This window comes from Pedobacter sp. V48, from assembly GCF_000523515.1.
GTDB lineage: Bacteria > Bacteroidota > Bacteroidia > Sphingobacteriales > Sphingobacteriaceae > Pedobacter.
This window is the reverse complement of sequence record NZ_AWRU01000012.1, coordinates 1-12,863: the sequence shown is the minus strand read 5'-3', so window position 1 is coordinate 12,863 and position 12,863 is coordinate 1. Positions and strand designations below refer to the sequence as shown.

The following is a 12,863-nucleotide window of genomic DNA, read 5'->3' as shown; positions in this document are numbered from 1 at the left end:
ATGAGAACTATAAAATCATATTTCATCATCATCCTGGCGCTGCTGTCCATTACTTCCTGCAAAAAAGCAGAAGAGATGGTCTTTAGTAATGAAGCCAATGTCTATTTCGATATATATAACGGTGATAAAGACAGTCTTGTCAGGACCTTTGCCTATACGCCTAACAAAGCCCAGGACACCTTGTATTTACCTGTTCGACTGTCAGGGATAAGAACATCTGTTGCCCGAACCTACCATGTACGGGTAGAATCGGATTCGTCTACAGCTATTCCCGAACAACATTACCAGCCATTGAAAAGCACTTACACCATGCCAGCGGACGCGGGTACGGCCTATATTCCGGTCATCATGTACAATAAGGATAAGGCTCTTGAAGAAAAATCGGTTTCTATCATTATCAAGCTGATTGCTTCTGATGATTTTGGTGTAAGCAATCCCACAATGCTGCGGGCTAAAGTGGTATTTTCTGCCAAATTGGAAAAACCAGACTGGTGGGATACGTGGTTGACCAATTATTCAAGGACCAAGCACGAATTGTTCTACATCACAACCGGTCAAACCTCTATGACCACCGGTTCTCAAGGTGGCCTGGATGCACCTAAAAACCTTTACTATACTGGGTTGCTCACCATCATGATGAATAATCCTTTTAACTGGGTGACCAAGAATGTGACTAAAGGGTATGTACTGCAAGAAGTAACGGCTGGAAATTCGGATAGCTATTATTTTTTTAACACTGGAAATCCTAGTAAGAAAACGCTGTTGAGGAAGAATACACAGACCGGAAAATATTACTTCATAGATGAAAATGGAAAAGAAGTTATTTAAAAATACACAGATGAGCCTTAGAAAAATAATAGGATTAGTAGTATTGAGTATCATCACACTGTCGGCCTGTCATAAGGATTTGGGTGACTATGAGATCAATATGCCCGCTACACCAGAAGTAGCAAATCTTGATTCAGTTTATACCGCTGTGGTCGGAGACAGTTTAATTATCAAGCCCACTGTAAAAAATACAAGAGGAGATGACATTGAACTCCAATGGCGCATCAGCGTAATGACCGGTAACGATGTCAAATTTACCGGACCGGCACTTAGAATCATATTCGGCCTGGAGGCCCAAAGGTATGAAGCTCGCCTTACGGTTTACAACAAGACAAACGGAATGAAATATTTCCACGATTTCTTTGTAGACGGGGGTACAGAATTCGGCTCTGGTACTGCGGTTTTGAGTCTCGAAAACGGCACTACCCAATTCTCTTTTGTCAAGCCCGATGGAGAAGTGCAGGCGCGCCTGTATCAGGCAATGCAGGGAAAAGACCTGCCAAAAGACCCGATGAATCTGTTCCTGATGAAAAATACCACTGCAGGTGGTACACTCCTAGGTTATTGGATCATCACTAAAGGTGGTGGAATACGCTTAAATGCCAACACCATGCAGGAAGATCCAAAATACCCTAACACCATTGCCGATAACTTTTTTGCTGCTCCTGACGATCTGGAGGTTGGCCAACTCAAACAGCACCCTCAGGGGATATTGGCAGGTGTGATCAGCAACGCACTTACCTACGGAACCACCAATACCTGGGATCAGTCACCTACCTATGGTATGTTCAGCGCAGCCGAAGGCGAGTATCAACTTGCACCTTCATTTATCATGAATTTTAATCAAACCCTTGGAACCTACTTTATCGGATTCGAACGCAATCTAAAACAGTTTGTCAGGCTCAACGTATACAATGGACCTACCTATTTTGGTACGCAGTACGATTCTGAATCGACGGCAATATTTGATCCGAAAAATGTAGGGATGGACCTGATTCATATGGAACAGCTCAACGGCAGCGATTGCTTTGCTTATTGCAGAAATGGAGCGGGAAAAGTCTATGAGCTTTCTTTCAATGTAAAATTTACCGGTCCTTTTACCTTCAGTCCATTAAAAAAACGTCTTTTTATTCGCCAGGAACTCATCACAGAGAAAACCAGATGGCAAGGTGCCAAAAATGGAATTATCTATTTCAGCTCGGGATCTAAAGTATATAGATACAATCCAATCAATGAAGATGTAAGGGAACTGTCAACTGACCTTGGTGGTGGGGAAGTAACGATGATCAGACTTTCTGAAAATGAAGAAACCATTATGGTGGGGGTGGAAGGTAGTGTTTACTACCTGGATATCTCGACCGGAAAACTCGGCACATTGCTTAAGAAGATTGAAGGAATCCCGGGTGCACCGATAGATGTGGCAGTACGATAAATATAACTTATAAAACATATGAAACTAAAATTTTTAATTCTTGCCGCCCTGGCACCTGTTGCAGTGGCCGCACAAACACCTAATTTTACCATCACAGGAAAAATAGGAAACTTAAATAAACCAGCAAAAATATACCTGGACTATACCGCTGAGGGTAACGGCCGTACTGATTCTGTGGAATTGGTTGATGGCAACTTTAAGTTTTCCGGAAACATCTCGGGCATTGCTTCCTCGAGGATAACACTTTCACGTGAAGGCATTAAAGACAAAGAAATCTATGGTTCCAAGGGTGTAGGTGATGTCATCTATGTTTACTTTGGGAAGGAGAATATCAATATTGCCTCTGCAGATTCACTCTATAATGCGAAATGGACCGGTTCAAAGGTTTACAATGAAATGAAGGCTTTTGATCAGCAGGTGGGACCTACGGTAATGACCGTACATCACAATGCGAATGCTACCATCAACAGGGCAACCCCTGAACAGCAAAAGGACACGATGTACTTTAAAGTATTAGATAAGCAGGTGCAGGCTTTTAGAAAATCACGTGGGGAGAAGATAATCGAATTTGCCAAAGCTAACCCCAAATCTTATTTCGCCCTGCAGGCATTAGCAGAGTCGGTAAGTGGTTATAACCTGAAATCAGATATAGCCATGCCCATCTTTGATAAGCTTAGCGAAGAACTTCGTCTTTCCTATGGTGGTCAGGGACTTTACAAGCTTTTAAATGCACACAAGGTAACCGCTGTCGGTGCTGTGGCACCAAATTTTACTTTGAAAGACGTAAATGGCAAATCCGTGTCCCTATCAGATTACAAAGGGAAACTGGTGCTAGTAGAATTCTGGGCGAGCTGGTGTTCACCATGCCGTGCAGAAAGCCCAAACCTGCTTAAGCAATATGCTGCTTTTAAAGATAAAGGTTTTGAAATCCTTGGTGTTTCAGTAGATAGCGATAAAGCTAAATGGCTGGACGCGATAAAGAAAGATGGTCTGACCTGGACCCAGGTATCTGATCTGAAAGGCTGGGACAATGATGCCCGAAAAGTATACGGCATTTCTGGTGTTCCTGCCAACTTCCTGATTAGTGCTGATGGAAAGATTGTTGGAAATCACCTGATGGGCGAGGAGCTGAATAAAAAGCTGGCGGAATTACTGAATTAACCAAAATTCCTTTCCCTGCTTTACTGCCCCGATAGATTGCTTTATTGCATTGCTGGGGCAGTAATGCTAAAATGATCTGAAATCAACCGGTGTCTTAAAAAAATGTAAATGATCTTTATTAAAAATACACTTAGAACAGCATTGTTCCTGGTGTTGCTGTTGTTCTCTGCCCAATCCTTCGGTCAGAAATTTCATCCCAAAAAACTAGAAGAAATATTATCCATAGCTATACAAAAAGCTTATGGCGCCAGTGTCAGAATATGGGGTTATGATACGTTGAAAAAGGTGCAGACCAGTGCTCAGTTTACGGGTGTGGTGGTTACTGCCGAAGGCCATGTGCTAACAGCGGCACATGTGAATCAACCTGATAATACTTATTTAATCATGTTCCCTGATGGGAAATTGCATGTCGCACGCGGGCTTGGTGAAATTGAATTTACGGAGAATAAGATGTTTCCCGATGTTGCTATGATGAAAATCGTCGGGGTCGGTGTCTGGCCTTATGCTGAAATGGGCTGGTCGTCTTCCTTAAAAATTGATGAACCTTGTTTAAGTATCGCTTACCCGGAAACATTAAATCAAGCACTGCCAACCCTTAGGTTTGGCAGGATCACAGATCTGAAAAATCAGTTTGGGTTTATTCAATCAACTTGTATCATGGAGCCGGGGGATTCTGGAGGGCCACTCTTTGATCATTTTGGACGGGTTATCGCTTTACACAGTGCAATTGGAGCGGATGAAGATGAAAATTATGAGATTCCAGTCGATCTTTACCGGAAGTACTGGACGGCCCTGAACGTTCCTAAAACATATGATGAACTGCCTTCAGTTGAAGATGCTATTGGCAACGACCCACTTCGATCGGCAATCCTGAGCATTCCAGGTCTCAAAGATCAGCATCTTAGCTTCTCGTTCTTATCTACTCCGTTAAAGGAGAGTTGTTTACCGATCAGAAGTGTAATTAGGGGTAACGTGCAACAAGTCAATGGAACTCTATTTTCTTTGTCTGCAAGGTCTGCCGATAGCGACCTCATAAGTAGTCTTGTGATCAGCAAGAGCTCTTTGATTGGCGATCGGCCGGTTGTATTCTCCGAAAACAGATCATTTGCCCTTAAAATTATTTTACGTGATCCCGAAAATGACCTTGTGTTGTTGCAGCCGCTTGCAATAATTAAAGGCGGAATACAATTAAAACAGTTTAACCGGGATAGCCTATCCTTTCTGAGACTGGGTAAATTTCTGATTTCTCCGCTACCGGATCACCATGATCAGATTAGTGTAATTGGAAGCATGTATTTTAAGTCGCCAAAGAAATTTAGCATTGGATATTTGGGCGCCATGGCTACATTCAAAGACAGCAATATTGTGATTACTGCAGTCCAGCCGGATTCTCCGGCTGGAATTAACGGGATAACCGTAGGTGATCGGGTCTTAAACATCAATGACATCGCGATCACTAAACCCGAAGATTATGGAACTGAGCTGATGAAGTTCTGGCCTTATGATCAGCTTACCTTTAAAATAAAACGTTTAGATCGTTTCTATTTCAAAAACCTGACTTTGGATGTATTCAGGCCGCCTTTGTCAAATCATCCTGCAGAGCAGTTCCATGGTGGTAAAAGCATCAGACGTGATGGATTTACACAGGTGTTTAGTCATGATGCCAGGATCAAGCCCGAGGAGTGCGGTGGCCCGGTCTTTGATATTAAGAATCGCTTGTGTGGTATTAATATCGCACGTTCCAGCAGGACAACGACACTTGTTGTTTCCACCGCAGTGTTACTGCGTCTGATTGAGCATTATCAAAGCAGTATGGCAACACGATAGCTAAGGTACTCTCAGCTTTCTCGCTTCTTCCTGAAAATGAAGCACTGAACGTTGATTGTCCCCTCCTAATCCTGTTTTTGAATATGCGCAGTATTTAAAGCCGTGTTTCTCCCTCAAATTTATGAAAAGTTTGCATCAGCGGCAACTCTTAGAATCTGATTGGCAAGCAATATTGTGTGATCATCCGGACTACTCATCGGAAGCTCAATAAGATGGTAGTCTTGATATTATCCCGATCGCGGGATATGCATAGGACTCCAATTTGCCCGGGGGCTGAGCCTAATTTTGGTGTCGTTTCATTTAATGTGGGCACATTCGATCTTTTCCTGCCCTGTATAGCCACAGCGATGGAAAAATTTCTGCAACAATCCGGGTAAAGTGTTAAAATCGTTTGAAAGGGCAAGGGGTGCATATGCAGAATGCTGGCCTGCTGAATTGATTGCTTTTAAAAATGTGTGCCTTAGGTTTTCCATTGGAAACAGTTTTTATGGTTAAAGCCTGAGAAATTCGATTTCGGGTACAACAACCACAGGACACCTGGCTTTGCGTACCACGGAGTTGATTTCTGTCCCAAAAAGAAAGTCCTCATTGTTGCGTGCTTTAAATCCACTCATAACCAACATGAAAATGTTCTTCTTTTCATCAATGATGCTACATACATTTTCTGCGATTCCGCCGCCTTCGCTTAAATAGTCAATTTCCGGTTTGAAATTGCTTGTTGTTGTTTGAATATTGCCATTTAACCGATTCATCTCTTTTTTAAGATTTGATTTACTAGTTTGGGCTAACAATGCATAATTTGTCATTTTAAAGGAATCAGATTCTGATACAGAAACATGGTAGGAGTGAAATAACAGGACGTTTGTTTTCAATAGGCCTGCTAAAAATAAGGCGTAGTCTGCAGCGTTCAATGCGCTTTTTGTAAAATCAGTGAGGACAAGAATTGTCTTTTTATGACCTAAATCTTTGGCTGTTTTCATAGGACTGATGTGAGTTAAGGTGAAATCAGGTTTCACTTGCCTGGAATGTGTGTTAACAATTTATTTTTTGTCGCATGAAAAGCCAACATTATCTCTTCCATCTCGCGCTTCAAGAGTTGATGTTCTTCAATTAAACTCAACTTAATTTCCTTTATTGGTTCATAAGTTAATGGCGCTAGTTTTTTTAGCAGATGAACAACCTGAAGTTTTAGTTTTGAGTGTTGTTGTTCTAATGTATTGAACAGAACAGCGTGTTTCTCTTTAATTTCAGGCTCCAGAGGTTGATGAGTTAGTTTTTTGAGAATATCAGTTTCATCACTAATGAATTTCAGGTCAGCTGACCATTGTTTTGTGATCAGGTAGAGTTCCTGTAATTCTGTGTGCAGGGCGTTGTCCTCTATTGTCGTAGTCATGATTTTAGGTTTATATATAAAGATCCTGATAATGGGGTGTTATAAAATTGATGGTGATCAGGGATTTTGATGATATGCGTCATTAAGACAGCGATCTTAGTGTTCGAATCATTTTATAAGACAATCTTCTTGTTCAACAAGAGAATAGCCCGTTCTTTTTTACAGATGAGTGCTTACTCGAACGTATAAATAGCCTGATTTCATGGCGATAGATGATATTCTTTTAGGTATATGATATTTAATGATACACCGGATCAATTATTTTGTAACATTCAGTTCGATATTCACCGCACTCCCTTTTWMWWRWKWRYKRGMTAYWMTYTYSWTYWWNCMAKWKAANTARYYYRYYCKKYTTTRYAWGYTMWKMWMRSMNAKASCRTYNTKTAGSRAMNARAGAATTCTGAGCAAAACCTATTCCATCATCTTCTACAGTTATAAAAAAAGACCCTTCGTTTTGGCTGCATTGGACGATAATATGCTGTGCGTTAGCATGGCGCTTGGCATTATATAACAATTCTTGCACAATACGGTAAATTGTCGGTTGTATCTTTGTCGGAATATCTGCATCGCTGAGAAAAGACTGAAATACTACATAATTATTGTTTACAGACATCGAATCACATAAATCTTTTAGTGCGGTTTCTAAACCAAATTTCACCAAACTTTCAGGCATCATATTATGCGCTATATAGCGGAGTTCATTTAGTGAATCGTCAAGTTGATAAATAATCCCGTCTAATTCCGCATCAGTCTTTAGATTATGCTTATTTGCCGCCCAGCTGGATAGTTTAATTTTAACGCCAGCAAGCATTCCACCTAATCCATCATGAAGATCTCTCGCTATTCTTTTCCGCTCTCGCTCTTCTCCCTCAAGCATGGCAGTTGTGCTATCCAATTTACTCTTACCCCGGTAATAATTTAAGGTAAAAATAGTAACTGCCAGGAACAATACCACTGCCGTCCCAAGCAGCCAGATCATTAATCTGCTATTTTTTGATGATAAGATAACCTTCTCTTTTTCCGCCTCCAGAGTAGCAATCTTTTTCTGATTCTCTAAATTTCTGAACTTAATTTCAAGTTTATTAATGTCATTCTTAAGCTGACTATCATTTATACTATCGTTTAATAGACTGTACCGTCTTAGCCAGATATAAGCCAAGGCATCATTGCCAAGATGATTGTAGGTTTTTGCCAATTCATTAAAAATGGATTTTCTATTGTTCGTTGTACTCATATAGGCCGTATCCCGGGCCACCTTTGTAATTAATGGAAGAGCCTCGCTGTATCTCTTCAACTTTGTCAATACAGAATATTTCTGCATCTCAAGCGCCTGAACAATATAAACCTGGCCCTGTGCCGTTGCCATTGATCTTCCAATATTATAGCTTTTCAAAGCCTGCGAATATTGCTCAATTTCTTCGTAATAATTGCCTTCGGCCCAATAATAATCAGACTGTGAAATGGATTTGGGAAATTTAGACAGCATATTTTTCGCCTTATCAAGCATTATCTTTGCTTTTGAATATTTTTTTAAAAAAATGTAGTTTGATGAGGCAATAATGTATGTATTAAGTAGTATGGTGGATTTTGTTGATTTATTTTTTATCAGCTCAATTGTCCTATTATAATATTCTTCCGCCTTTTCCAGTTGATCATTGTTCATGAATATTTTTCCGGCTTGTGAATAATATTTTGCCAGCATTAATGTATCCTGACTTTTTTTTGCAAATGGTATAACCTTATTTAAAATAATGTCTAAAATGGCTTTTTGGTCGTCTTTTTCTTGCGCGAGGATTGCTAAATTATACCATAATTTGGATCTAAATGTATAGGATTCTTTAGTTTCAAATTTCAAAAGCTGACGTTCGCCTTCTAAAATTGCATTGGTACTTTTCTTCGGATCTTCATATAAGTACAGATTTGATTCGAAAAAATAATATATCGCCTGTAGATAAGGATATTTTTTTGAATATGCCTTTCCACGTTGCAGATATTGATTGCCTTTTCGTGTGTCGTGATGTATACTCCAGTAATGTGATAATTGATAATTTGCTCTCGCTTTTAAGCTGTCAGATTTCGTACTAATAACAACCTTTTCTAAACTGTCGGCATATTCCTTTTCATTTAAAGGTAATTGTGCATTACAGCGTAAAACAGCGAATGCCAAAACCGCAAAAATTAATAAGAATTTATTCATAATATTTAAAGTCTAAACTAGAAATAGGCAAGATAAAGTGAGCATGTTTATTTATTAGGGCAATCTCTTCTTCATTATTTTAATTCTTATTTAGCTTAATGAGCCACTCTCTGATATAAATTCCGGCTGGTGAAAGCAGTGTGGATGGCCACTGGCCAGATACAGAAGCGCCTGGTAAGAGCAGTGCTGTCGTTTCTTTTTTGTTAGTCAGGTTCCAATTAGCAGAACTTAGTTTATGCTGCTCCATCCAATTGAACCACTTATCGCTTTTTTGTACATCAAACACTCCATTTCCATTGGCCTCTCCAACTCCCCATTCTGTCACTATAACAGGCAGTCCAAGTTCAAGTGCAAGGTCTGCTTTGTTCATGAGTTTCTCCTGATGATCAGGATCCGATGCATAGAAATGAAAGGAATAAGCAATGTTTTTGAAGCCTTTTATGGGATCTTTTGCAGCGACATCAATATCCTGATCCCAATTGGGACTACCAACCACAATAATATTTTCCTTATCATTCTTGCGTATTTCAGCAATGACTTCCAACGCATAATCCTTAACCACTTTCCACTCTATACGCTCAGGTTCATTCCATATTTCATAAATAACATTAGGAACACCTGAATATTTTGCCGACATCTTTTTAAAAAAGGATTTCGCTTCTTTTATGTTCACATTGGCTTGATGATCGTGCCAGTCTATTAAAACATATATGCCTTCTTTGATCGCTGCATCAATAACCGCTGTGATGAGTCTTTCCTGTCCTACAGGATCTTTCAAATATCCACTATCAGGTTCAACAGCCATAGCGACACGTAATAGATTGATCTTGAAATCTTTTTTTAGCCAGCTTACTACCTCGGGATTATAGTATTTTCTTCCACCCCATACACTCCACGATAAACTTATGCCTCTCAATTGTAGGGGGGTGTTGTGGCTATCCAAAATTTTGCCACCTTGAATTTTTAAAGCCCCATGTGCGCTAACTGCGTTAACGCGCTGTGCTTTGCAAAATGTTGTTGACCATAGTAAGAGAATAATTACGCCTAAAGTTTGAAGCGTACAATGTTTACTGACTAGCATGAAAATTTTAATGAAATAGCAAGTTAGCAATTTATCAGGATTCATTTGATARATRRSNTGRCKYGSARTKTNTKWTCTMMTGCGATGATTTGATACGCAATATCCGTATTTTATGTCCAATTTATTATAATCTGGCAAGGCCATGAAAGAAACCAATTAACATTTGTATGTCTATTCTTTAACAAATGTACTTTTTAGATAGATTACTTCTGGTTACTTTTAGTGGTTGGAAATGCTGATCGTATAAATCCGTTGAGGCACTAATAATATTTAAGCATAACCATATAAATAACCCAAAAAATAAATTATGAGCTTGAAAATGATCGATTTAAAAATTAAACTGCGCGTCATCCCATCTTCTTTTATTATCGTATTTGGATTGTTGTCGACCAATTTGGGCACAAGTGCTCAAGCCGGACCCTCGACAACCGCTCAAAAAGACAAACCGAAAACCACAGATTGGAAACCGGATACAGGATTCGAGAAACTGTTTAATGGAAACACACTTCAGGGCTGGTGCTACCGGAACAAGGAGGGTGAAATAACCGAAAAATTCAACAGAAAAAAGGTGTCGTCAGACGGACGTTATACGGCTGCGAACGGGATACTCACAGTTAATTATCCAGTAGGAGTGGAACGTAAGATTCAGGAGTCCTGGACTCTGCGGGAGTTCCCTGGAAATTTTATCCTGAAGATAGAGTTTCGAGCATCCCCAAATGCAGACAGCGGCATTTTTCTACGCGGGCTACAACTTCAATGTCGTGATTATACAGTGGCTGGACCTTATAAAGACTTGAAAAATTACAGACCGCAGGACTGGAATACCATTGTTGTGACTGTGAAGAATAATATTGCCCATTGCGAATGCAACGGTGAGGTACTCGAGGATGCGCTCGAGCTTCCTGCAAGTGGTTCTATCGGATTGGAGGGCGATCACGGACAGATGGAATACCGTCATATTCAAATAAAAGAATTACCATAAGTTTGTGGCGAACCACCTGTACATGGTCTCATGAGATATATCCGGTTGTTTTAACGTGTATTGATAGAGGTTAGGACTACCCCTTTTTCACTTTAAGAGTAGAAATTTTTAAAAACATAAATAGAAGTAAATATTTTATAGCAATCGATTGCCTAAATTAAATATTTTACTAATTTCGTTTAACCAAATGCTAATATTTTAATTCAACCCAAATAGATAAAAACTAGAGTTATTCAGTGATAAAACTTTTAATACATCCCATCTCGAGTGAGTTCAAGGATGCTGTTAAATCAAACAAATAACCATTATATTATGAACGAAAACATTAACAAGAGTGCCTTATTCAACGGGAGTTGCTTTGCCGTGATCACCACAGCTTTTACCTTCTCTATCAGGGCTGGTATTTTACCCCAGCTCGGAGCGCAATTTAACCTGACAGCAGAACAGCTTGGATTTATCAACAGTATGTTCTTTTTAGGATTTCCGATCTCTATGATCATTGGTGGGTTGGTTTACCATACTTTTGGGCCTAAAAACATTATGAAAGCTGCATTTGTAGCGCATACTATTGGTATCTTATTGACCATATATGCCGGGGGATATGTAGGGTTACTTGTTTCTACACTTTTTATAGGATTTGGTAACGGATGTACAGAAGCGGCTTGTAATCCTTTGATTGCAGATGCCTATGCAGGTCCAAAAATGAATAAAATGCTAAGCAGGTTCCATATGTGGTTCCCTGGCGGAATTCTTATCGGAGCACTTATTTCTAAATTTATGACAGATAATGGAATGGGGTGGCAAGCTCAGATGTGGGTTACCATGATTCCAACTGTTATCTATGCTGCTTTGTTCTACGGAAAGAAATTTGTAGAGCCTAGAGAAGATGGAAGTACTTCAATTGCTGAGAATCTTAAAGCAATGCTTAACCCTGTTTTTATCTTCTTGTTTATCTGTATGGCCCTTACTGCAATTACCGAGTTTGGTCCTAACCAGTGGGTGAGTGTGATTATGAGTAACAGCGGTGCCAGCCCCATGCTGATCCTTGCGCTTACCAGCGGATTGATGGCAGTAGGTCGGTTCTTTGCAGGCCCTGTTGTTCATTCATTAGGCCAAACCGGTGTTTTATTAATGTCGGCTATTCTGGCAGCCATTGGTATTTACATGTTCAGCGTGGTTACCGGACCGCTTGCGTATGTTGCCACGGTAATATTTGCCTTAGGGGTATGTTATTTCTGGCCGGTTATGATTGGAGCAGTAGCGCAACGTGTTCCGTTAAGCGGTGCTCTGGGGATGTCGATTGTTGGAGGCGTTGGGATGTTCTCGACAGCTATATTTCAACCCTTTATTGGAAGTTGGATTGATTCAGCAAGAGCAGAAAATGTAGCATTAGGTTTAAAAGGAGGAGCGCTGGAACTGGCTGCCGGGCAGGATACCTTAGTGAAAATGATTGCTTTTCCAGGAATACTGGTTGTTTTGTTTGTTATATTTTTCTTCTGGCAAAAGAATGTGAAGAGCAGTGTGCCAGCTGCTGCAGCAGCACATTAGGCAATATTAAAGCTATAAAAAAAGAAGCTGATCATTAAGAGGGCACTGAAAATTCTCTCTTTTACGATCTGCTTTATAAAGCGATCTAGTAAGATATGATTTTGCTTTTTGGGATATAAATACAAAAAAATAATAAACGTTTTTTTGACGCTTATTATTTAATGATTAAGTTACAAACAATAAATTTTGGTGCCGGATTAACACTGCCTATTTTTTACACAGTCCGGCTACTTTTTCGGAATATTCAGTACAAACTAAATTTTGTTAAATGAAACATATAAAACATACAATCAAAGAATTAGAAGATATTGCTTCTCAGGTAAGAAGGGATATTGTTAGAATGGTACACGGCTGCCAATCTGGTCACCCGGGAGCTAAGATCGGAAGAGCGTCGTGTAGGGAAAGAGTGTAGAT

Annotated in this window: 10 protein-coding genes and 1 pseudogene; 6 read left to right on the top strand and 5 right to left on the bottom strand. The window is 39.8% G+C overall.

Annotated elements, in window-relative coordinates; translation table 11 throughout:
- The 4 genes from N824_RS11905 (at position 1) to N824_RS11890 (ending at position 5,248) form a co-directional block, all read left to right on the top strand.
- On the top strand, positions 1-828 hold the full coding sequence (locus N824_RS11905; protein ID WP_048905383.1) for a DUF4843 domain-containing protein: 828 nt from the start codon (positions 1-3) through the stop codon (positions 826-828).
- Positions 829-838: 10 nt separating this feature from the next.
- Positions 839-2,260: a PKD-like family lipoprotein gene (locus N824_RS11900; RefSeq protein ID WP_161662301.1), complete on the top strand. Its 1,422-nt coding sequence runs from the start codon at positions 839-841 to the stop codon at positions 2,258-2,260.
- An 18-nt stretch (positions 2,261-2,278) separates the two neighbouring features.
- Positions 2,279-3,421, top strand: a complete 1,143-nt coding sequence (locus N824_RS11895; protein WP_048905381.1) for a TlpA disulfide reductase family protein — start codon at positions 2,279-2,281, stop codon at positions 3,419-3,421.
- Between the two features lie 108 nt (positions 3,422-3,529).
- A complete protein-coding gene (locus tag N824_RS11890; protein WP_048905380.1) occupies positions 3,530-5,248 on the top strand; it encodes a serine protease in 1,719 nt (572 codons plus the stop codon).
- 296 nt (positions 5,249-5,544) lie between these two features.
- Here N824_RS11890 and N824_RS31225 read toward each other — a convergent pair whose 3' ends face one another.
- The 5 genes and pseudogenes from N824_RS31225 to N824_RS11870 form a co-directional block, all read right to left on the bottom strand.
- On the bottom strand, positions 5,545-5,721 hold the full coding sequence (locus N824_RS31225; RefSeq protein ID WP_161662300.1) for a hypothetical protein: 177 nt from the start codon (positions 5,719-5,721) through the stop codon (positions 5,545-5,547).
- Positions 5,722-5,739: 18 nt separating this feature from the next.
- Positions 5,740-6,228, bottom strand: a complete 489-nt coding sequence (locus tag N824_RS11885) for a universal stress protein (RefSeq protein WP_152542203.1) — start codon at positions 6,226-6,228, stop codon at positions 5,740-5,742.
- A 32-nt stretch (positions 6,229-6,260) separates the two neighbouring features.
- On the bottom strand, positions 6,261-6,641 hold the full coding sequence (locus N824_RS11880; RefSeq protein WP_048905378.1) for a hypothetical protein: 381 nt from the start codon (positions 6,639-6,641) through the stop codon (positions 6,261-6,263).
- Between the two features lie 238 nt (positions 6,642-6,879).
- Positions 6,880-8,838 (bottom strand): annotated as a pseudogene (locus tag N824_RS11875) (histidine kinase).
- Positions 8,839-8,917: 79 nt separating this feature from the next.
- On the bottom strand, positions 8,918-9,919 hold the full coding sequence (locus tag N824_RS11870) for a glycoside hydrolase family 5 protein (RefSeq protein ID WP_048905376.1): 1,002 nt from the start codon (positions 9,917-9,919) through the stop codon (positions 8,918-8,920).
- Between the two features lie 379 nt (positions 9,920-10,298).
- Between N824_RS11870 and N824_RS11865 the strand changes: the two genes are divergently transcribed.
- Both N824_RS11865 and N824_RS11860 read left to right on the top strand, forming a co-directional pair.
- Positions 10,299-10,901 (top strand): DUF1080 domain-containing protein, encoded by a 603-nt coding sequence (locus N824_RS11865; RefSeq protein WP_200869870.1) that lies wholly within the window; start codon positions 10,299-10,301, stop codon positions 10,899-10,901.
- Positions 10,902-11,213: 312 nt separating this feature from the next.
- Positions 11,214-12,449, top strand: coding sequence for a sugar MFS transporter (locus tag N824_RS11860; protein ID WP_048905444.1), 1,236 nt, complete (start codon positions 11,214-11,216; stop codon positions 12,447-12,449).
- The last annotated feature ends 414 nt before the right edge of the window (positions 12,450-12,863 follow it).

Excerpts from the sequence above, each read along its gene's own strand:
- N824_RS11890 (WP_048905380.1), top strand. The coding sequence starts at position 3,530 with ATGATCTTTATTAAAAATACACTTAGAACAGCATTGTTCCTGGTGTTG.
- N824_RS11900 (WP_161662301.1), top strand. The coding sequence starts at position 839 with ATGAGCCTTAGAAAAATAATAGGATTAGTAGTATTGAGTATCATCACA.
- N824_RS11880 (WP_048905378.1), bottom strand. The coding sequence starts at position 6,641 with ATGACTACGACAATAGAGGACAACGCCCTGCACACAGAATTACAGGAA.
- N824_RS11905 (WP_048905383.1), top strand. The coding sequence starts at position 1 with ATGAGAACTATAAAATCATATTTCATCATCATCCTGGCGCTGCTGTCC.
- N824_RS11895 (WP_048905381.1), top strand. The coding sequence starts at position 2,279 with ATGAAACTAAAATTTTTAATTCTTGCCGCCCTGGCACCTGTTGCAGTG.
- N824_RS11885 (WP_152542203.1), bottom strand. The coding sequence starts at position 6,228 with ATGAAAACAGCCAAAGATTTAGGTCATAAAAAGACAATTCTTGTCCTC.
- N824_RS11870 (WP_048905376.1), bottom strand. The coding sequence starts at position 9,919 with ATGCTAGTCAGTAAACATTGTACGCTTCAAACTTTAGGCGTAATTATT.
- N824_RS11860 (WP_048905444.1), top strand. The coding sequence starts at position 11,214 with ATGAACGAAAACATTAACAAGAGTGCCTTATTCAACGGGAGTTGCTTT.
- N824_RS31225 (WP_161662300.1), bottom strand. The coding sequence starts at position 5,721 with ATGGAAAACCTAAGGCACACATTTTTAAAAGCAATCAATTCAGCAGGC.